Genomic DNA, 19,108 nt, shown 5'->3' on the forward strand with positions numbered 1-19,108 from the left:
GGGACGCCGCGGTGTCCCGTACCGGCGGCGGAACCGCCCGGAGGGTCGGGACGGCCGGACCCATGCGCTCGGGACGCCGGGACGGCGACGCTTCCCACGCGGCGTCCCGCCGCGCCCCTGACCTCGGGAGGAACCATGACCAGCACCACGCTCGACGCCACCGCCGCCCCGACCGTCACCGACCGGCCCCGCCGTGGCTGGGCGGTCGCCGGCGTCCTAGCCGGGCTCACCGGCATCGCGCTCTTCCTGTTCAGTCCGCAGCTGGGCGACGTGGACACGTCGCTCCTCGCCGACAACGCGCGCTACGTGGCGGCGATGGACGGCCGTGAGGCGTACGTCTGGGTCTTCCAGGTGCTGACCGGGCTGGGCGCCGGGTGCCTGGCCGTCTTCGCGGCCGGGCTGCGGCGGCGGCTGGCCGCCCGCGAGCCGGCCGGCGGTCTGCTGCCCGACGTGGCCGCCGCCGGACTGCTGCTCACCGCGGCGCTGCTGCTGGTCGGCGGCGGGGTCTCCACCGAGCTCTACTGGGACCTGCTGCACCTGTCCGAGACCGACGCCGACACGATCGCGGCACTGGCCGCCGGCTACAACACCTTCCCCTGGGTCTGGGCGGGGGCCGGCCTCAGCGCCGGCTCGGTGGCTGTCGCCGGGCTGCGCCGCCGGTCGGTGAGCCGCTGGCTGGCGGTGTTCAGCCTGCTGATGACGCTGCTGGTCGTGGTCACCCAGGCGGTGCCGCTGCAGTACCTGGCGCTGGCCCCGGCGGCGCTGTGGGCCACTGTCGCCGGACTGACATTCGCGCTGGAGCGTCGGGGTCTCGGCAACTGACCCGGCGACTGCCAGGATCAGGCCATGCCCGCCGGCTCCGTGACGCCACCGCCGGGCGGCGACCGTCGTCATCCGGTCGCCGCCGGGCTGGTCGCCGTCGCCTGCGCGCTGCTGCTCACCGGTACGGCGCTCTGCTGGCTCCTCGCCCGCCGGCCGTGGGGGCTGTCCCAGCTCTACTTCCTGGTCGACTTCACCGACTGCGCGGTGTACGGCACGGTCGCCTGGCTGGTGCTGTCCCGGCGCGGTCACCCGGTGGCCTGGCTGCTCGCCGCGACCGGGTTGGGCGGCGGGCTCTCCGCGTTGAGCGCGCAGTACGTGGACCTGCTCGCCGTACGGCCCGGGCTGCCGGCCCCGGTGCTGCTCACCTCCGCCCGGAACTGGGCCTGGGTGCCGGGGATGCTCTCGCTCATCGTGGTGGTGCCCTGGCTGGTCCGGGAGGGGCGGTTGCCCGTCCCGGCCCGGCTCGCCGTGGCCGCCGGCGCCCTGGTGACCGGCGGGATCGAGCTGTTCCACCTGACCTGGCCCGGCCGGCCGGGCCGGCCTCCCGCCGCGCCGCTGCCGATCGAGGTGCCCGGTTGGGCGGACGTCGTTGACACCGGGGATCTTCTGTTGTTCCGCGTGGTGCCGGTGCTCGGGCTGCTCGCCGCCGTCGGGTTGCTCCGCCGCTGGCGCAACGGGCCGCCGGCCGAGCGGGTCGGGCTGGGCTGGCTGGCCGTCGGCACCCTGCTGCTCGCGGTCAGCTTCGCCCCGCTGGGTTTTCCGGCCGACTGGGCCCGGCAGGTCCCGGACTGGCTCGCCCCGGCCGCGATGCTCGCCTCCCAGGCGTTCTTCCCGGCCGCGGTGCTGGCCGTCGTGCTTCGGCAGCGGCTGTGGGGGATCGAGATCGCGGTCCGCCGCACCCTGGTCTGGTTCCTGCTCACCTTCCTGCTGGTGGCCGCGTACGTGGTGGGGGTGAGCGTGCTGGACGCGCTGCTGCCCTCGACCCCCGCGGTGCCGGGGGTGCTGGTCACCGCGCTGCTGGCGGTGGGCCTGCAGCCGGCGCGGGCTCGGGTGCAGCGCGGCGTCGACCGGCTGATCCACGGCGAGGCGGTGGAACCGCTCGGCGTGGTACGCGGCGTCGGGCACCGGATCAGCGCCTCCGCCGACCCGGCGGACGTGCTGACCGGGGTGGCGCAGAGCCTGACCGACCTGCTCCGCCTCGGCGCGTGCGTGATCGAGGTGGACGGTCCGGAGCCGTACGCTGCACACGGCGCCTCCGCCGGGCCGGTCGGCGCACCGCTGGTGCTGCCGCTGCACCGGGGCGGGACCGAGATCGGCCGGCTGGTGGCCTGGGCCCGGGCGGGGGAGCGGCTGGACGGGCGTACCCGGACGGCGCTCGTCGACCTGGCACCCGTGGTCGCCTCGGCGGCCAGCCTGGCCGCGACGAGCCGCGCCCTGGCGAGCTCGCGGGCGCGGCTGGCCGAGGCGCGCGACGAGGAACGGCGCAAGCTCCGGCGGGACCTGCACGACGGGCTCGGGCCGGCGCTGGCCGGGGTGGCACTTGGCCTCCAGGCGGCCCGTAACCTGCTCACCGTGGACCCCGAGGCGGCCGGCCGGTTGCTGGACCGGCTGCGCGACGAGACCGACCAGCGCGTGGAAGAGGTCCGCGACCTGGCCCGGGGGCTGCTCCCGCCGGTGCTGGGCGAGCGGGGCCTCGCCGCGGCGCTGCACGAGCTGGCCCAGCGGTACGAGGGGTCCGGCCTGTCCGTCCGGGTGGCCGCCGCCCCGCTGCCGCTGCCGGAGCCCGTGGCGACGGCGATCTACGGCATCGTCTCCGAGGCGGTCCGCAACGTGCACCGGCACGCGGACGCGGTGAACTGCCGGGTGCGCGTGGACCACGACGACACCGGGCTCACCGTCCGGATCGAGGACGACGGTCGGGGCGTGCCGCCGGGCACGCCGGCCGGGATCGGGATGCGCTCCATGCGGGAGCGGGCCGAGGGGGTCGGCGGGGTCTGCTTTGTCGCGCCGGGGGAGGTGGGCGGCACCGTCGTCACCGTCCGGCTGCCCGCCGACCGGCTGTCGGCGTTCCACGACGCGGTGGGCGTACCCGACGCGGGCGGCGTGGGGGCCGAGGCCGCGGGACCGACGGCACGGGCGGGCGTGCGGCCCGCGGCCCCTCAGCCCAGCTGGCCCGCCACCGGGCGCCGGGGGGAGGACCGCGTGGCGGTACGGCCGGGGGAGGAAAGTGCGGCGGTACGGCCGGGGGAGGACGGCGTGGCGGTGCGGCCGGCGGGGGACGGCGTGGCGGTACGGCCGGCGGTGGTGGGGCCGTGACCGGCGGGACGATCCGGGTGGCGGTGGTGGACGACCACCCGGTGTTCCGGCTCGGCATGACCGCGCTGCTGGCCTCGACGGCCGGGCTGGAGGTGGTCGGCGAGGCCGCCGACGCGGACGCGGCGCTGCGGGTCGCCGACCAGCAGCGGCCGGACGTGATCATCATGGACCTGCACCTGGGCGGCCGGTCCGGGGTGGCGGCGACCCGGGAGATCGTCGCCCGGCACCCGGGCATCGGGGTGCTGGTGGTGACCATGCTGGACGACGACGACTGGGTCTTCGCGGCGCTGCGGGCCGGTGCCCGCGGCTACCTGCTCAAGGGCGCGGCGCCGGCCGAGGTGGAACGGGCGGTGCGGGCGGTCGCCAACGGCGAGGTGCTGCTCGGCCCGGTGATCGCGAGCCGGGCGGTGAGCTACCTGTCCGGGGCGCGGGGTGCCGGACCGGCGCCGTTCCCCGAGCTGACCGACCGGGAACGCGAGGTGCTGGACCTGGTCGCCCAGGGGCTGAGCAACGTGGTGATCGCCCGTCGGCTGACGCTGAGCCCGAAGACCGTCCGCAACCATCTGTCGAACGTGCTCACCAAGCTCCAGGTGGCCGATCGTAGCCAGGCCATCGTCCGGGCCCGGGAGGCCGGCCTCGGTCAGCCCTGACCGTCGCGGAACTCGTCGGTGACGGTCCGCAGCGCCCGGGTCAGCTCCTTGGCCGACAGGGCCGCCTGCGGGTCGACCAGCCACTGGGTCGCCAGGCCGGCGAGCAGCGCCTGGTGGAAGGCGCCGAGGGTGAGCGCGGTCGGTTCGTCGACGGCCGGGTCGAGCCGGTGGAAGACCTCGGCCAGGCCGAGCCGGGCCTGGCGGTTGGCGGTGGCGAACGCCTCGCGCAGCTCGGGCGCCCGGTCCATCTGTGAGATCAGCTCGAACTGGATGGCCCAGAGCGGCCGCAGCCGGGCGAAGGACTCGATGATCCGCTCCCAGGCCGCCTCGAACCGCTCCTGCGGGGTGGCATCCGGGCCGGCGTCGTCCGCGAGCGCGCGTCCCAGCTCCTCGCCCCACTCTGCCATCGCCTCGATGAGCGCCTCGTTGAGCAGCGCCTTCGTGGTGCGGAAGTGGTAGCCGATGGCGGCCAGGCTGGTGCCGGCGGCGGCGGCGACGTCGCGGGCCTTGGTGCCCGCGTAGCCCTTCTCGATCAGGCAGCGCTTGGCCCCGGCGAGCAGGTCCTCCCGATTTCCCATGCGGACAGCCTAGCGGGGTCCTCGCACAGACGTCTTGCACAGATGTCTTACACGCCTGTACGGTTGCTGGCATGACCGATGTGCTGATCTCCGGCGCCGGCGTCGCCGGCCCTGCCCTCGCCTGGTGGCTGCGCCGCCACGGCTTCCGCCCGACCGTCGTCGAGCGCGCCCCGGCCCGCCGCGACGCGGGCTACAAGGTGGACATCCGCGGCGCGGCCCTGACCGTGGTGGACCGGATGGGCCTGCGCGAGCAGGTGAGCCGGCACGACACCGGGATGCGGCTGGCCCGGTTCGTCGACGCCGGCGGGGCGCAGCTGGCCACCATGGACGCCGCGCTCTTCGGCGGCCGGGAGGGGGACGACGTCGAGATCATGCGCGGCGACCTGACCCGCATCCTGGTCGAAGCCACCGACGACGTGGAGTACGTCTACGGCGACTCGATCGCCGGGCTGAGCCCGGCCGCCGACGGGGTGGAGGTCGCCTTCGAGCGGGGCCCGAACCGCCGCTTCGATCTGGTGATCGGCGCGGACGGCCTGCACTCGACGGTGCGGCGGCTGGCCTTCGGCTCCGGCTCGGCGCACCTGCGCCCCCTCGGGCACCACATCGCGATCTTCACCGTGCCGGCCGAGTACGGCGAGGAGCGCGTCGAGCTGATGCACCCCGCCCCGGGGCGGACGGTCGGCGTCTACCGGACCGCCGGCGCGCCGGACGCGCGGGCCCTCTTCCTCTTCCCGTCGCCCGCCGAGGAGCCCGACCGCCGGGACGTCGCCGGGCAGCGGGCCGCGCTGGCCCGGGCGTTCGCCGGGTCCGGCTGGCGGGTGCCGGAGCTCCTCACCGTGATGGCGGACGCGCCGGACTTCTACTTCGACGCGATGAGCCAGGCGCGGATGGACCGCTGGTCGACCGGGCGGATCGCCCTGGTCGGCGACGCCGGGTACGCGGCCTCGCCCGCCTCCGGGCAGGGCACCAGCCTGAGCCTGGTCGGGGCGTACGTGCTGGCCGCCTCGCTGGCCGAGGCGGGTGGCGACCCGGCCGCCGGGTTCGCCTCGTACGAGCGGCGGATGCGCCCGTTCGTGGCGGCGAACCAGCAGCTCGCGGGGCGTAACCTCAAGGGCATGGTGCTCGGCTCGGCCGCGCAGATCCGGTTTCAGACGCTGATGCTGCGGCTCATGCCGCGCCTGCCCGGCCGGGAGCGGATGGTCCGCCGGGTCACCGAGCCGATCCGTAGGGCCGCCACCGCGATCACCCTGCCGGACGTCCCGGCCCGGGCGGGTCGAGCGGCCCCGGTGGGCTGAGCGGCCCCGGCGCGGCCCGCGTCAGGAGTCCAGCCGTTCGGCGTACGCGTCGCGCAGCCGCTCCCAGCCGAAGTCCCTCGCCTCGGCGCCGCGGATCGGGCCGACCGGGTCGCCGTCGAGCAGATGGCCGGCGACGTCCAGGCAGAGGTGCCAGCCGGCGGCCATCATCGGGGCGAGGTCGGGCTTGCCCATCCGGTGTCGCAGGGTCAGCCGGGTGCCGGCGTCCGTCCGGGTCAGCTCCCAGCGCAGCAGGTCGTCGCCCCAGGTGTATTCGAGCAGCGTCGGCCGCTCGGCGCGGCGTACCGTCGTGGGCGCGTCGAAGCGCTGGTCGCCGTCGACGGTGCTGAGCGTGGCGTCGCCCGGCGTGCCGAGGTCGCGGCTGGTGAGGAAGGGCGCCCACTGGGCGAGCTGGTCGGGCTCGGTCAGCGCGGCCCACACCTTCTCCGGCGGGTGCCGCAGGTCCCGTGCGAACACCAGGTCCCACCGGTCACCGGCCGGTACGCGGGTGACCTCCGCGAACGGGCCGGGGCGGAAGCGGTGGCGGTCCATCATCACTCCTGACTGTCGAGATGACGCTCCAGGGCGTCGAGGTGGTGCGTCCACATCCGTCGATACGGCCCGAGCCAGTCGTCCACAGCCCGCAGCGGGCGTACGTCGATCCGATAGATCCGCTGCTGGGCCGCCGTGCGGCAGGTGACGAAGCCGGCCTCGCGGAGCACCTTGAGGTGCTTGGAGACGGCCGGTTGGCTCATCCCCAGCGCGTCGACGAGGTCGCCCACGCTGCTCTCGGCCCGGCGCAACCGGTCGAGGATGCGGCGCCGGGTGGGCTCGGCCAGGACGGCGAAGGCGTCGACGGACACCCTCTCAATATGCCCCCCTGGTCATATGCCTGTCAAGGCATATGCGCTTGCCTCGGCTGTTAAGAGGGGCACCCTCCGCTACGTCAGGCGTTAACAAGGGACCCGTCCTTTCTATACCCTCGCCGGCCTGGCCCGGGACACCGCCCGGATCCGGCTCGGCACCCTGATGACCGCGGCCACCTTCCGGCTCCCCGGCCCGCTCGCGATCACCGTGGCGCAGGTCGACCAGATGAGCGGCGGCCGGGTGGAGCTGGGGATCGGCACCGGCTGGTACGCCGACGAGCACACCGCGTACGGCATCCCGTTCCCGCCGCTCGGGGAGCGCTTCGACCGGCTGGAGGAGCAGCTCGCCGTGATCACCGGCCTCTGGGCGACCCCGGCCGGCGCGACCTTCGACTTCCCCGGCAAGTACTACCCGGTCAGCGACTCGCCGGCGCTGCCCAAGCCGGTGCAGCAGCCCCGCCCGCCGATCCTGGTCGGCGGCATGGGCCCGAAGCGGACCCCGCGGCTCGCCGCCTGGTACGCCGACGAGTTCAACCTGCCGTTCGCCTCCGTGGAGGACTCGGCGGCCCAGTTCCAGCGGGTGAAGGACGCCTGCGCCGACATCGAGCGGGACCCGGCCGGCATGATCTGGTCCAACGCCCTGGTGCTCTGCTGCGGGCGGGACGAGGCCGAGGTGGCCCGGCGTGCCGCCGCGATCGGCCGGGAGCCCGCCGAGCTGCGCCAGAACGGCCTCGCCGGCACGCCCGCCGAAATCGTCGACAAGCTCGGCCGGTACGCCGCGATCGGCAGCAGCCGGGTCTACCTCCAGGTGCTCGACCTGGCCGACCTGGACCACCTGGAGCTGGTCGCCACCGAGGTCATGCGGCAACTCTGAGCCCGACCGCCGCCCGGGGGGCCGGGCCGGGCCCGGGGGGCTCCGGCTCCGGCTCGGGGACCGGTGCCGGCACCGGATGCCCTGGCGGCGGGCTGCCGGTCGGGTCGAGGACGAGGCCGCGGTAGCTGCTCATCGGCACCGGGTTCCCCGTCCGGGTCGGGCCAACCGTGCCTTGACAGGTGGGCGGAAAATGCACCCGGACGGCGGCGTCGGATTCGGGGGTACGAGATGGAACTGCACCGCAGCCGCGGGACACTGCCGTTGGCCATCGTCTGCGTGCTGGGCGGGGTGATGGTGCTCGTCGCCGGCGCGGGCTGGCTGCTGCGCATGCTGGCCGCGCTGGGGGTCGTCGCCATCAGCGGCGCGGTGCTGGTCGGCGCGGTGCGGCCGTTCCGCTTCGTGATCGGGCCGGAGGGACTGGACGTGCGCCGTCCGGGCCTGCGCGGGACGTACCGGTGGGAGCACTTCGAGGCGCTCGCCCTCGACGACCAGGCCCGGCTGGTCGGGGTGCCAGCGGCCGGCCTCGGCCGGCGAACCACCGCCCGGCACCCGCGCGACGGGCGGCCCGCCGTCGAGCTGCTCCACCTCACCCAGGTACGCGAGAGCCCCGACGAGGTGGCGGCGGCGCTGACCCGGTACTCCGGTGGCCGGTTCACCGACGCGCGTACCCCGCAGACCGGCTGGCTCCCCGGGACGGAGATCGCGTTCACCGTCGCTCTGCGGGGTTACGGCACGGCGGAGGTCGACGAGCTGGTGGGCCGCGCCCAGGAGGCGCTGGCCCGGGGCGGCCCGGCCGAGCGGCGGGCCGCCCGCGCGCAGATCGAGCAGGCCCGGGCGGAGGGCCTCGTCGTCGGGCTGCGCGGGTACGACATGGGCCAGGTCGACGCCGCGCTCGACGCGCTCTGCGCCGCGCTCGCCGAGGAACCCAGCACCGATCGGGAGGCCACCACGTGACCGTGACGGGCCGCAACTGGGCCGGCAACATCCGGTACGCCGCCCGGGCGCGCCACCAGCCGGCCAGCCTGGACGAGCTGCGCCGGCTGGTGGCCGGCGCCGACCGGGTCCGGGCGGTGGGGACCGGGCACTCGTTCAACCGGCTCGGCGACACCACCGGTGACCTGGTCTCGGTGACCGGGCTGCCGCCCACCGTCGAGCTGGACCGCGACCGCGGCACCGTCACCGTCGCCGCCGGCCTGCGCTACGGCGACGTCGCCACCCGCCTGCACGCCGCGGGGTACGCGTTGGCCAACCTCGCCTCGCTGCCGCACATCTCGGTGGCCGGCGCGGTCGCCACCGCCACCCACGGGTCGGGCCCGGCGCACGGCAACCTGGCCACCGCCGTGGCCGTACTGGAGCTGGTCACCGCCGACGGCGACCTGCTCACCGTGGACCGCGCCGATCCGCGCTTCCCCGGAATGGTGGTCAACCTCGGCGCGCTGGGCGTGGTCACCCGGGTCACCCTCGACGTGGTGCCCACCTTCGACGTCCGGCAGTACGTCCGCCTCGGCCTGCCCCGCGCCGCGCTCGACGCCGCCTGCCGGGCCGCGTACAGCGTCAGCGTCTTCACCCGTTGGCGCTCGTCGAGGCTGGATCAGGTCTGGCTCAAGCAGCGGGCCGACGAGCCGCCCCTCCCGGCGGACTGGCTGGACACCGTCGCCGCCGACGCGCCCTGCCATCCGGTGCCCGGGATGCCGGCGGAGCACTGCACCCCGCAGCTCGGCGAGCCCGGGCCGTGGCACGAGCGGCTACCGCACTTCCGGCTCGGCTTCACCCCGAGCAGCGGCGACGAACTCCAGTCGGAATGGCACCTGCCGCGGGCGTCGGCCGGCGCCGCGCTCGCCGCGCTCGACCCGGCCGCCGAGCGGATCGCCGCGGTGCTGCAGGTCTGCGAGCTGCGTACGGTCGCCGCCGACGGGCTGTGGCTCAGCCCGAACCACGACCGGGACAGCCTGGCCGTCCACTTCACCTGGATCGGCGATCCGACGGCTGTGGCCCCGGTGCTGGCCGAGGTGGAGGAACGGCTGGCGCCCTTCGCGCCGCGCCCGCACTGGGGCAAGCTCTTCGTCCGCAACCCGGCCGCGACGTACCCCCGCCACGACGACTTCCGGGCCCTGCTGCGCGACCTGGACCCGGCCGGGAAGTTCCGCACCGACGAGCTCGACCGCTACTTTCCGCGTGATTAACCGCGTCCGGTGGCCGTCTGCTCGCGTAGGTTGCCGCGCTGCACCGCCCGGCTGATGTCGCTCGGGGAGACGATCCCGACCAGCCGTTGTTCCATCACCACCAGCGCCCGGCCGTCGGCGCACGCGCTGAGCCGGGGGAGCAGGTCGGTGAGCTGCTCGTCCGGCTTGGCGAGCACCAGGTCGTCGGCCCGACAGGCGACCTCGGCCAGCGTGGTGGAGGCCCGCCGGTCGGCCGGGATACCGCGTACCCGGTCGAGGGTGACCAGGCCGACCGGTCGCCCGTCCTCGGTAAGCGGCAGCGCCGTGTGCCGGTACGCGAACAGGTAGTGGTCCACGAAGTCGGCGACAGTCATCTCCCCGGAGGCGGTCTGCGGCTGCGGGGTCATCACGTCGGCGACGCGTACCCCCTGCAGCGCGCTGCCCATCCGGGCCTGGCGCTCTTCCGCGCCGGCGGCCCCGATCAGGAACCAGCCGATCAGCGCCAGCCAGAGCCCGCCCACCCCGGCGCCGGTGAAGAACCGCCAGATCCCGATGGCGATCAGCACGATTCCGAGGCCCCAGCCGGCCCGGGCGGCGACGACCGACGCCTTCGTCCGGTCACCCGTGGCCCGCCACACCACCGCGCGCAGCAGCCGTCCGCCGTCGAGCGGGGCGGCGGGCAGCACGTTGAAGATCGCCAGCAGCACGTTGATGCCGGCCAGCCAGGACAGCGCGCCGACCAGCAGGCCGCGCCCACCGCCGAGCGCGATGAGTGCCGCGATCACCCCGAAGAAGATCCCGATCACCAGGCTCACCAGCGGCCCGATCCCGGCGATCCGCAGCTCGGCACCGGGATCCCGGGCCTCGCCCTTCAGCTTGGACACCCCGCCGAAGAGCCAGAGCGTGATGTCCTCGACCTCGATCCCGTTACGCTTGGCGATCACCGCGTGCGCCACCTCGTGGGCGAGCAGGCCGAGAAAGAACACCACGGCCGCGGCAAACCCCGCCACCCAGTACGCGAAGGCCGAATGGCCGGGGTAGGAGCGCGGGAACAGACTGGCCGACAGCGCCCACGCGATCAGCGCGAAGATGACCAGGACGCTCCAGTTGACCCCGACGGGTACCCCCGCGATCCGGCCAAGCCGGAAGCTCGCCCTCATGGCCCCCGTCATACCCGCCGATCAGGCACCCATGCCAGCCGGATTGGCGCAATGCCGACAGCGGGACCTGGTTGCGGGGACCTTGTCGGGGATAGTTGCTACGTGGAAATCGATGAGGGTGATGACCCGTACCTGTGGCTGGAGGACCTGGACGGGGCGGAAGCCGCCGGGTGGGTGCGGGAGCGCAACGCGGAAACCATGGCGGTGCTGACCGGCGGCGAGCGGTTCGTCGCCCTGCGGGCCGAGATCCGGCAGGTGCTCGACGCCGAGGACCGCATCCCCTACCCCTCGTGGCGCGGGGACGGCTTCTACTACAACTTCTGGACCGATGCGACGCATCCGCGCGGGCTCTGGCGGCGCACCACCCGTGACCGGTACCGCCGGGCGGAGCCCGAGTGGGACGTGCTGCTCGACGTCGACGCGCTGGCCGCCGAGGAGGGCGAGAACTGGGTCTGGCGGAAGGTGACGGTGCTGCGGTCCGGGTACGAGCGCTGCCTGATCAGCCTGTCCCGGGGCGGCGCCGACGCGGTCGTGGTACGCGAGTACGACCTGCGCCGGCGGGCCTTCGTCGAGGACGGGTTCGGGCTGCCCGAGGCCAAGAGCGACGTCTGCTGGATCGACTCCGACCACATCTACGTCGGCACCGACTTCGGGCCCGGGTCGTTGACCAGGTCCGGCTACCCGCGCCTCGCGAAGCGCTGGCGGCGGGGCACGCCGCTGTCCGAGGCTGAGGTGGTCTACGAGGCGGACGCCGAGGACCTCGCCGCGTACGCCTCGCACGACCCGACACCCGGCTTCGAACGTGACTTCGTGGGCCGCAGCCTCGACTTCTACCGGACCGAGAACTTCCTGCTGACGGAGCCGGGCGGGCGGATCCGGATTCCGGTGCCGGAGGACGCGCGGTGGGACGTGCACCGGGAGTGGTTGGTGATCCTGCTGCGCTCGCCGTGGCCGGTCGGCGGGGTCACCCATCCCGCCGGCACCCTGCTGGCGGCCCGGTTCGACGAGTTCCTCGCCGGGGCGCGGGAGTTGACGGTGCTCTTCCGGCCGGACGGCCGTACGGCGCTGAGCCACCACGCCTGGACCCGCAACCACCTGATCCTGACCGCCCTCGCCGACGTGCGCAGCCGGCTGGAGGTGCTGACCCCCGGCGAGACGGGGTGGCGGCGGGAGCCGCTCGCGGGAGTGCCGGACGACGACCACAGCTGGATCGTCGACACCGACCCGGACAGGGACGACGACTACCTGCTCGCCTCGGAGGGGTTTCTCCAACCGGCGACGCTGCGACTCGGGCAGGTCGGTGGCGCGGTCGAGGCCCTCAAGCGGGCGCCGGCGTTCTTCGACGGGGAGGGCCTGGCGGTACGCCAGTTCTTCGCCGCCTCGCGCGACGGCACCCGGGTGCCGTACTTCGTGGTGGGGGACCCGCGGGCGGCCGGCGGGCCAGCGCTGCTCACCGGGTACGGCGGATACGAGGTCTCGATGACCCCGTACTACAGCGGGACCGTCGGCCGGGGCTGGCTGGTCCGGGGTGGCACGTACGTCGTGGCGAACATCCGGGGCGGCGGGGAGTACGGACCGGAGTGGCACCGGGCCGCGCTACGGGAGAACCGGCCCAGGGCGTACGAGGACTTCGCGGCGGTCGCGGCCGACCTGGTCACCCGGGGGATCACCACGCCGGAGCGGCTCGGCGTCGAGGGCGGCAGCAATGGCGGGCTGCTCATGGGCGTGATGCTGACCCGCTATCCGTCGCTCGTCGGCGCGGTCGTCGCGCACGTGCCGGTGCTGGACATGCGGCGCTACCACCGGTTGCTGGCCGGTGCCTCGTGGATGGCCGAGTACGGCGACCCGGACCGGGCAGAGGACTGGGCCTACCTGCGGGAGTATTCGCCCTATCACCACATCCGCAGCGACCGGCCGTATCCGCCGGTCCTGTTCATCACCTCCACCCGCGACGACCGGGTGCATCCGGGGCACGCCCGCAAGATGGCGGCCCGGCTCCGCGAGCACGGCCACGACGTGTCGTACTACGAGAATGTCGAAGGCGGCCACGGCGCGGCGGCGAACAACGAGCAGCGCGCCTTCATCTCGGCGCTGACGCTGGAGTTCCTCTGGCGGAAGCTGGCCGAGCCCCCGGCCGATGCCGTGCCGCGCCCGCGGGGTGCGCGCGGGGCCGAGGCTGGACGTCGACCGACGCCGGATGGGAAGCTTATCGACGCCTATCAACGCTTAGGCGGTGCTTTCCGCCCTGACTGAGCCCTGGGCGGGCGCGTGGTCGAATCCCGCTCCGCGCTCCTTGGCCGAGCGAACCGGAGGAGGCTGCAACGGCGGGTGGCGGTCAGCGGCGGCCGGGGGCCTGGGTGAGGACGGTTTGGGAGAATTCGTTGGCGGCTTCCATCGCCCACTCCAGGGCGAAGTCGGCCTCCTCCTCCCAGCCCGGGCCGGCTATCGCGAAGTGAGAGCGGCCGGGAAACTCCTGGTAGCCGGTGAGGGACCGGGAGGGCCGGTAGATGTCGGCGTTGAGGCGGACCGTGCGGGGCGGCACGACGTTGTCGGCGTCGCCGGCGAGCAGCAGCAGCGGTGCCCGGTTCGACTCGTGGCTGTCGATCTTCGTGACTCCGCCCGGCTCCAGGTTGGAGAAGACGGCCTCGAACAGGACGTGCCCGGCGGCGGGGACGGCGTACCGCTCCCAGGCCGCGTCGGACTCCCGCCGGCTCATCGTGTTGCCGAAGACGTAGTGGAAGTCGTCCGGGCTCATCGGCACCGCACGGTGCAGGTGGGTCGGGCTGTCCAGGACGGGAAAGACCGACCGTAGGGTGCTCAACGGGAACTCCTGCACCCCGTCGACCGGAACGGGATGAACGGCCACAGCGGCGGCGCTCAGCCTCCGGGCGACCAGGAGCTGGGCGATCAGGCCGCCGAACGAGTGCCCCATGATGATCGGCGGACGGGGCTGCTCCCGGATGATCCGGGCGTAGTGGTCGGTGATGTCGGCTATCCGCTGCCCGGCGATCGGGGTCGGGTCGGCGCGCAGCTCCTCGACCTCGGCCTCCATGCCGGGCCACGCCGGCGTCAGCACCTGGAAGCCCCGCGCCCGGTACCGGTCGGCCCAGCGTTCCCAGCTGCGCGAGGTCAGCCAGAGGCCGTGGATCAGCACGATCGTGTCGACTCGTCCCGCCGGTGCCGCCATGGTGACCTCCCCGTGTCGCGGTGCGCGGACCCGGCGGTTACCCGGCCCGGACGCCGTCACTCCCCTCCCCGGCCGGGCCCCTGACAAATGTCACGGGTGGAAGGTGACGCACGCTCCGGGGACGACAGGGCGGTCTCCCGGAGCATCGTGGTCATGACCGACACCCCACCGGCCGTCGAGCTGGCCGGACTCACCAAGACCTTCGGCCCGGTGACCGCCGTCGACGGGCTCAGCCTCCGCGTCCAGCAAGGCGAGGTGGTGGCCTTCCTCGGCCCCAACGGCGCCGGCAAGACCACCACCGTGGACATGATGCTCGGGCTGGCCCGCCCGGACGCCGGCACCGTCCGGATCTTCGGCGGCCCGCCGGCCGACGCCGTCCGGCTCGGCCGGATCGCCGCCGTGATGCAGACCGGCGGCCTGCTCAAGGATCTCACCGTCGCCGAGACGGTACGCATGACCGCGCACTTCTACGCGTACACCCGGCCGGTCGCCGAGGTGCTGGAGCGGGCCGGGATCGCCGACCTCGCCGATCGCCCGGTGGGCAAGTGCTCCGGCGGCCAGCAGCAGCGGCTGCGCTTCGCCCTGGCGCTGCTGCCGGACCCGGACCTGATGGTGCTCGACGAGCCCACCACCGGCATGGACGTCGAGGGGCGGCGGGACTTCTGGCAGGCGATCCGGGCGGACGCCCGGGCCGGCCGGACCGTCATCTTCGCCACCCACTACCTCGACGAGGCCGACGCCTACGCGGACCGGATCGTGCTGGTCCGGCAGGGCCGGGTGATCGCCGACGGCACCACCGCCGAGATCAAGAACCTGGCCGCCGGCCGGACCGTCCGGGCCACCCTGCCCGGCGTCGACCAGGCCGCCCTCGCCGTGCTCCCCGGCGTACGGGCGGTCGAGGTACGCGGCGACGCGGTGCTGGTGCGGACCGACGACTCGGACTCGGTCGCCCGGCACCTGCTCACCCGCACCGCCGCCCGGGACGTCGAGATCACCTCCCGCAACCTCGAGGACGCCTTCCTCGCCCTCACCACCGACAGCCTGACCGCCGACACCGCGCAGCCCACCGGAGCCTGAGATGACCCTCGCCGCCTCGTCCACCCCGACCTCGCCCCCGGCCCGGACCGTCGACCGCCGGCTGCCCGCCCTCGGCGGGTTCTCCACGGCGGTGCTCGGTATCGAGATCCGCCGACTGCTGCGCAACCGCCGCACGCTGATGTTCACGCTGATCATGCCGGCGGTCTTCTTCCTGCTGTTCGGGCTGCCGCAGCGCGGCCAGGAGCTGCCGAACGGCAGCCCGGTCATGGGCTGGATCATGATCAGCCTCTCCGTGTACGCGGCGATGGTCGCCACCACCAGCGCCGGGGCGGCGGTCGCCACCGAGCGGGCGCTGGGCTGGAGCCGGCAGCTCCGGCTCACCCCGCTGCGTCCGGCCGCGTACGTGGCGACGAAGGTGGCCACCGCGATGGTGCTCGGGCTGGTCGGCGTGCTGGTCGAGTTCGCGGTCGGTGCCGCCGCCGGCGTACGCCTGCCGGCCGACGTCTGGCTGCTCGCCGGCCTGGCCGCCTGGGTCGGCTCGCTGGTCTTCGCCGCGTTCGGGCTCTTCGTCGGCTATCTCGCCCCGGCCGAGAACGTCATGCAGTTCATGGGCCCGATCCTGGCCATCCTGGCCATGTTCGGCGGGCTCTTCGTGCCGCTCGAGCTGCTGCCGCACGCCTTCCAGGAGATCGCCAAGTTCACCCCGGTGTACGGCGTCGGCCAGCTCGCCCGCGCCCCGCTGACCGGGGACGGTCTGGACTGGACATCGGTGGGCAACCTGGTCGCCTGGACGGCGGTGTTCGGCCTCGGCGCGGCCCGGCTGTTCCGCCGGGACACCAGCCGCGTCTGACTTCGTGCGGGCCGGGTTAGCGTGTTCACCGTGAACCCGCCGCCGGAATCCAGCCAGCCGAGGACCCACTGGCGGGTCACCGGCTGGCTGCTGGCCGCGGTCTGGCTCTTCTTCCTCAACATCCCGCTGCACACCGCCCTGCACCAGCCCGAGGTCTGGCGGCGGGTGCTGGGCGCGTCGACCCTCGTCGCCTTCGGTGTCTGCTACGTGTGCGTCTTCCAGTGGGCGCGGGCCCGCCGCCAGGCATGCCAGGCCATCCCGGCTGGTCGGGCCTGGGCGGCTCTGGCGGGAATGGTCGGCCTCGGGCTCGCCGGCATCCCCGGCACCGGGGGCGACTGGCTCACCACGTTGGTCTTCGTCGCGGCCGCGGCGGTGTTCCTGCTGCCGAACCGGCAGGCGCTGGCCGTGGTGGCGCTCGCCGCGCTGACCCCGCCGGTGGCGGCAGCCCTGGTGCCCGGCTGGGAGGCGGAGGGCACCGTGGTCTTCGCGGTGCTGCTCGCCTCGTTCGCCATGTTCGGGGTGTCCCGGTTGGCTCAGCGCAACGCCGAGCTCCAGGCCGCCCAGCAGGAGATCCGCCGGCTCGCGGTGGCCGAGGAACGGGCCCGCACCGCCCGCGACCTGCACGACATCCTGGGCCATTCGCTGACCGTGGTGGCGGTCAAGGCGGAGCTGGCCGGCCGGCTGCTGGAGCTGGACCCGGCCCGGGCGGCCACCGAGATCGCCGACGTGGAGCGGCTGGCCCGGCAGGCCCTCGCCGACGTGCGGGGCACCGTCGGGGCGTACCGGGGGGTGCGGCTCGCCGCGGAGCTGGCCGGCGCCCGCTCGGCGCTGGCCGCCGCGGGCATCGTGGCCGAGCTGCCGGAGACGGCCCCGCAGCTTCCGGCGGAGCGGGACGAGTTGTTCGGCTGGACGGTACGCGAGGGGGTGACCAACGTGGTGCGGCACAGCGGCGCCCGGCACTGCGAGATCCGGGTGGACCGCTGCGCCGTGGAGGTCAGCGACGACGGCCGGGGGCCGGTCGGGGAGCCCGGCGCGGCGGGGCACGGCCTGGTCGGGCTGCGCGAGCGGGCGCGGCGGCTGGAAGCCACCGTCACCGTCGGCCGCCGCTCCGACGGCCGCGGCTTCCTGCTGCGGGTCGCCGTGGCGGCGAACAGCTGACGTGGGGGAGCGGGGCGGGTCGCCCCGGGGAGGGTGGACGCGCGGATGACCGAGCCGATCAAGCTGCTGCTCGCCGACGACCAGGCGCTGGTCCGAGGCGCCCTCGCGGCGCTGCTGTCGCTGGAGCCGGACCTGACCGTCGTCGCCGAGGTGGGCCGGGGCGACGAGGTCGTCCCGGAGGCCCGGCGTACGCAGCCCGACGTGGCCCTGCTCGACGTGGAGATGCCCGGCCTGGACGGGATCGCCGCGACCGCGGCGCTGCGGGCGGCGGTGCCCGGCTGCCGAGTGCTGGTGGTGACCACCTTCGGGCGGCCCGGCTACCTGCGCCGGGCGATGGAGGCGGGCGCGAACGGGTTCGTCGTGAAGGACACCCCGGCCCGGCAGCTCGCCGACGCGGTACGCCGGGTGCACGCCGGGCTGCGGGTGGTCGACCCGACCCTGGCCGCGGAGACCCTGGCCACCGGGGCGAGCCCGCTCACCGAGCGGGAGACCGAGGTGCTGCGCACCGCGCGGTCCGGCGGCACGGTGGCGGAGCTGGCGGCCATCCTGCACCTGTCCGAGGGGACGGTCCGCAACCACCTCTCCTCGGCGATCGGCAAGACCGGCGCCCGCAACCGGGCGGACGCGGTCCGGGTCGCCGAGGAGAACGGCTGGCTGCTCGGCGAGTAGGCCGGTCAGACCGGGGTCGGGGTGGAGCAGGTGGTGAAGGCCGGCGCCGGCGCGTAGGTCACCGGCCCGGAGCAGACCATTCGCTCCACGCGGCCCGAGCCGTACCGGTCCCGGCGGGCGTCGACGGTCACCTCGACCCGGCCGTCGCCCCGCACGACGTAGTCGTTGGTGATCGGGTCACCCTCGAGCGACGGGGCGGTCACCCTCATCCGGACCTCCTGCCCGTCCCGCAGCGCGTCGTCGAAGCAGTCTGCGGCCTCGGCCGGCAGGCGGCGGCCCTGGGCGAGCGTCCAGACGCCGCAGTCGGGCCGTACCGGTGACGGGGTGGCGTAGGCCAGGGGCGAATCCGACGGGACCGGGGCCGAATCCGGCGGGACCGGGGCCGGGCCGGCGGTGCCGCAGGCGGCGAGCGCGAGCGGCAGGGCGAGCAGTGTGGTCTGTCGTCTCCACATGGCGGATGAGACGCGGCCGGCCGCCCGGCAGTTCCCCGGGTCAGGCGGTCGGCGGCGGGGTGGGGAGCTGGTCGACCACCACGACGCTGGTGCCCGGGGGAACCTCGGCCAGCAGCTTGCGCTGGCCGCTGCGGGTCAGTCGGATGCAGCCGTTGGTGACGTCCTTGCCGAGCGGGGCGTCGGTGTACCAGCTGTGCAGTCCGATGTGGGCGCCGCGCAGGCCGGTCGGCACCGCGTCCGGGTCGTCGGGGATCGCGCCCAGGGCGAAGATGTCCACGCCGCCGTAGACCGACTCGGGCGGCGGTGTGCGGCCGAGGATGAAGGTGCGGCCGAGCGGGGTGGACTGGCCCGGCATGCCGAGGCTGACCTCCCAGGACTGGACCGCGCGGCCGTCCCGGTACCAGGTGAGGCGGTGCGCCTTTCGTTCCACCACGATCTGGTCCCGCAGCGCGACGGTGCGCCAGCCGCCCGCCGGGAGCCAGGCGATCCGGCGGTTGGCCGAGGGCAGCAGCACGGCGGTCCAGCCGACCCGCCGTTCGACGATCGGCGCGGTCAGCTTGACGCCGCTGATGGTGGGGGCGAGGAAGGCCAGGGGTCGCCCGCCCGGCCGGTCGTAGGCGGCGACGTTGCGCATCGGCGTGACGCCCTCGGTGAGCGGCCGGATGTCGCCCGTGCCGGGGTCGGCCGGGAACCCACGGGGTGCCGGGTCGTACGTGACCACCGGCAGGTCGTCCGAGGCGGGCGCCGCGGGTGGCACGGACTCCTCCGGAGCCGGGCTCGCGGACGGCGACGCCGGCACGGTGGCGTCGGGCACGGGCGCCCCGGCGGCCGGGGCGGGGGCCGGCGTGCCGGTCAATGCCCGCCCGACCAGCAGCGCCGCCACCAGCAGCAGCGGTACGCCGACCGCGGCGAGGAGCCAGCCGAGGGCCCACCGCGAGCCCAATCGGTCAAACAGCACGAACTCGACTGTAACCGACCGAAGGCCCCCCGCTCCGGCAATGACCGTGCGGGGGGCCTCGGGCGCCGCGAACGGC

The 19,108-nt window shown here is 74.7% G+C and carries 18 protein-coding genes and 1 pseudogene; 12 read left to right on the forward strand and 7 right to left on the reverse strand.

The features are described 5' to 3' along the window. The first annotated feature begins 135 nt into the window (after positions 1-135). The 3 genes from ABZ570_RS06060 to ABZ570_RS06070 are packed head-to-tail and all read left to right on the forward strand — an operon-like array spanning position 136 to position 3,788. Positions 136-822, forward strand: a complete 687-nt coding sequence (locus ABZ570_RS06060; RefSeq protein ID WP_358057512.1) for a hypothetical protein — start codon at positions 136-138, stop codon at positions 820-822. Between the two features lie 24 nt (positions 823-846). Then, on the forward strand, positions 847-3,138 hold the full coding sequence (locus ABZ570_RS06065; RefSeq protein ID WP_358057515.1) for a sensor histidine kinase: 2,292 nt from the start codon (positions 847-849) through the stop codon (positions 3,136-3,138). Next, the gene (locus ABZ570_RS06070; RefSeq protein ID WP_358057518.1) at positions 3,135-3,788 is read left to right on the forward strand and encodes a response regulator transcription factor; all 654 of its coding nucleotides are present in this window, start codon (positions 3,135-3,137) and stop codon (positions 3,786-3,788) included. Before ABZ570_RS06065 ends, ABZ570_RS06070 begins: the two co-directional genes overlap by 4 nt. Here ABZ570_RS06070 and ABZ570_RS06075 read toward each other — a convergent pair. Beyond that, positions 3,779-4,366: a TetR/AcrR family transcriptional regulator gene (locus tag ABZ570_RS06075; RefSeq protein WP_358057521.1), complete on the reverse strand. Its 588-nt coding sequence runs from the start codon at positions 4,364-4,366 to the stop codon at positions 3,779-3,781. The two genes, ABZ570_RS06070 and ABZ570_RS06075, sit on opposite strands and share 10 nt — an antisense overlap. Positions 4,367-4,437: 71 nt before the next feature. On the opposite strand from ABZ570_RS06075, the gene ABZ570_RS06080 reads away from it, so the two are divergent. Continuing rightward, on the forward strand, positions 4,438-5,661 hold the full coding sequence (locus ABZ570_RS06080) for an FAD-dependent monooxygenase (RefSeq protein WP_358057524.1): 1,224 nt from the start codon (positions 4,438-4,440) through the stop codon (positions 5,659-5,661). Positions 5,662-5,682: 21 nt separating this feature from the next. Here ABZ570_RS06080 and ABZ570_RS06085 read toward each other — a convergent pair whose 3' ends face one another. Both ABZ570_RS06085 and ABZ570_RS06090 read right to left on the reverse strand, forming a co-directional pair. Then, positions 5,683-6,210, reverse strand: coding sequence for an SRPBCC family protein (locus ABZ570_RS06085; protein WP_358057527.1), 528 nt, complete (start codon positions 6,208-6,210; stop codon positions 5,683-5,685). A 2-nt stretch (positions 6,211-6,212) separates the two neighbouring features. Further along, positions 6,213-6,521: a metalloregulator ArsR/SmtB family transcription factor gene (locus ABZ570_RS06090; protein ID WP_358057530.1), complete on the reverse strand. Its 309-nt coding sequence runs from the start codon at positions 6,519-6,521 to the stop codon at positions 6,213-6,215. Positions 6,522-6,636: 115 nt separating this feature from the next. Here ABZ570_RS06090 and ABZ570_RS06095 point away from each other — a divergent pair. The 3 genes and pseudogenes from ABZ570_RS06095 to ABZ570_RS06105 form a co-directional block, all read left to right on the forward strand. Further along, positions 6,637-7,398, forward strand: a pseudogene (locus tag ABZ570_RS06095) (TIGR03560 family F420-dependent LLM class oxidoreductase); the annotation flags it as partial. A 228-nt stretch (positions 7,399-7,626) separates the two neighbouring features. Then, positions 7,627-8,352, forward strand: coding sequence for a hypothetical protein (locus ABZ570_RS06100; RefSeq protein ID WP_358057533.1), 726 nt, complete (start codon positions 7,627-7,629; stop codon positions 8,350-8,352). Positions 8,353-8,354: 2 nt separating this feature from the next. Further along, the gene (locus tag ABZ570_RS06105) at positions 8,355-9,581 is read left to right on the forward strand and encodes an FAD-binding protein (protein ID WP_358057605.1); all 1,227 of its coding nucleotides are present in this window, start codon (positions 8,355-8,357) and stop codon (positions 9,579-9,581) included. On the opposite strand, the gene ABZ570_RS06110 is transcribed toward ABZ570_RS06105, so the two are convergent. Continuing rightward, positions 9,578-10,720, reverse strand: coding sequence for a site-2 protease family protein (locus ABZ570_RS06110; RefSeq protein ID WP_358057536.1), 1,143 nt, complete (start codon positions 10,718-10,720; stop codon positions 9,578-9,580). The two genes, ABZ570_RS06105 and ABZ570_RS06110, sit on opposite strands and share 4 nt — an antisense overlap. A 102-nt stretch (positions 10,721-10,822) precedes the next feature. On the opposite strand from ABZ570_RS06110, the gene ABZ570_RS06115 reads away from it, so the two are divergent. Continuing rightward, positions 10,823-12,973 carry a prolyl oligopeptidase family serine peptidase gene (locus ABZ570_RS06115; protein ID WP_358057539.1) on the forward strand — a complete coding sequence of 717 codons (2,151 nt, stop codon included), beginning with the start codon at positions 10,823-10,825 and terminating at the stop codon, positions 12,971-12,973. 82 nt (positions 12,974-13,055) lie between these two features. Here the strand turns inward: ABZ570_RS06115 and ABZ570_RS06120 are convergent, their stop codons facing one another. After that, positions 13,056-13,907, reverse strand: a complete 852-nt coding sequence (locus ABZ570_RS06120) for an alpha/beta fold hydrolase (RefSeq protein WP_358057542.1) — start codon at positions 13,905-13,907, stop codon at positions 13,056-13,058. A gap of 153 nt (positions 13,908-14,060) precedes the next feature. Between ABZ570_RS06120 and ABZ570_RS06125 the strand changes: the two genes are divergently transcribed. From ABZ570_RS06125 to ABZ570_RS06140, 4 genes are read left to right on the forward strand one after another with little or no spacing between them, the layout of a single operon-like run. Continuing rightward, complete coding sequence (locus ABZ570_RS06125; RefSeq protein ID WP_358057545.1) at positions 14,061-14,984, forward strand: ABC transporter ATP-binding protein; 924 nt, start codon at positions 14,061-14,063, stop codon at positions 14,982-14,984. A gap of 1 nt (position 14,985) precedes the next feature. Further along, positions 14,986-15,795: an ABC transporter permease gene (locus tag ABZ570_RS06130; RefSeq protein ID WP_358057548.1), complete on the forward strand. Its 810-nt coding sequence runs from the start codon at positions 14,986-14,988 to the stop codon at positions 15,793-15,795. A gap of 30 nt (positions 15,796-15,825) precedes the next feature. Then, complete coding sequence (locus ABZ570_RS06135; protein ID WP_358057551.1) at positions 15,826-16,953, forward strand: sensor histidine kinase; 1,128 nt, start codon at positions 15,826-15,828, stop codon at positions 16,951-16,953. Between the two features lie 45 nt (positions 16,954-16,998). After that, positions 16,999-17,622 carry a response regulator transcription factor gene (locus ABZ570_RS06140; protein WP_358057554.1) on the forward strand — a complete coding sequence of 208 codons (624 nt, stop codon included), beginning with the start codon at positions 16,999-17,001 and terminating at the stop codon, positions 17,620-17,622. A 5-nt stretch (positions 17,623-17,627) separates the two neighbouring features. On the opposite strand, the gene ABZ570_RS06145 is transcribed toward ABZ570_RS06140, so the two are convergent. Continuing rightward, positions 17,628-18,074, reverse strand: a complete 447-nt coding sequence (locus ABZ570_RS06145) for a DUF4362 domain-containing protein (RefSeq protein ID WP_358057557.1) — start codon at positions 18,072-18,074, stop codon at positions 17,628-17,630. Positions 18,075-18,114: 40 nt separating this feature from the next. Next, on the reverse strand, positions 18,115-19,032 hold the full coding sequence (locus tag ABZ570_RS06150) for a L,D-transpeptidase (protein WP_358057560.1): 918 nt from the start codon (positions 19,030-19,032) through the stop codon (positions 18,115-18,117). Positions 19,033-19,108 lie beyond the last annotated feature (76 nt).

Source organism: Micromonospora sp. NPDC007271 (assembly GCF_040634005.1).
In the GTDB taxonomy this organism is placed as follows: Bacteria; Actinomycetota; Actinomycetes; order Mycobacteriales; family Micromonosporaceae; genus Micromonospora.

Excerpts from the sequence above, each read along its gene's own strand:
- ABZ570_RS06140 (WP_358057554.1), top strand. The coding sequence starts at position 16,999 with ATGACCGAGCCGATCAAGCTGCTGCTCGCCGACGACCAGGCGCTGGTC.
- ABZ570_RS06060 (WP_358057512.1), top strand. The coding sequence starts at position 136 with ATGACCAGCACCACGCTCGACGCCACCGCCGCCCCGACCGTCACCGAC.
- ABZ570_RS06130 (WP_358057548.1), top strand. The coding sequence starts at position 14,986 with ATGACCCTCGCCGCCTCGTCCACCCCGACCTCGCCCCCGGCCCGGACC.
- ABZ570_RS06100 (WP_358057533.1), top strand. The coding sequence starts at position 7,627 with ATGGAACTGCACCGCAGCCGCGGGACACTGCCGTTGGCCATCGTCTGC.
- ABZ570_RS06125 (WP_358057545.1), top strand. The coding sequence starts at position 14,061 with ATGACCGACACCCCACCGGCCGTCGAGCTGGCCGGACTCACCAAGACC.
- ABZ570_RS06075 (WP_358057521.1), bottom strand. The coding sequence starts at position 4,366 with ATGGGAAATCGGGAGGACCTGCTCGCCGGGGCCAAGCGCTGCCTGATC.
- ABZ570_RS06110 (WP_358057536.1), bottom strand. The coding sequence starts at position 10,720 with ATGAGGGCGAGCTTCCGGCTTGGCCGGATCGCGGGGGTACCCGTCGGG.
- ABZ570_RS06085 (WP_358057527.1), bottom strand. The coding sequence starts at position 6,210 with ATGGACCGCCACCGCTTCCGCCCCGGCCCGTTCGCGGAGGTCACCCGC.
- ABZ570_RS06120 (WP_358057542.1), bottom strand. The coding sequence starts at position 13,907 with ATGGCGGCACCGGCGGGACGAGTCGACACGATCGTGCTGATCCACGGC.
- ABZ570_RS06145 (WP_358057557.1), bottom strand. The coding sequence starts at position 18,074 with ATGTGGAGACGACAGACCACACTGCTCGCCCTGCCGCTCGCGCTCGCC.
- ABZ570_RS06065 (WP_358057515.1), top strand. The coding sequence starts at position 847 with ATGCCCGCCGGCTCCGTGACGCCACCGCCGGGCGGCGACCGTCGTCAT.
- ABZ570_RS06080 (WP_358057524.1), top strand. The coding sequence starts at position 4,438 with ATGACCGATGTGCTGATCTCCGGCGCCGGCGTCGCCGGCCCTGCCCTC.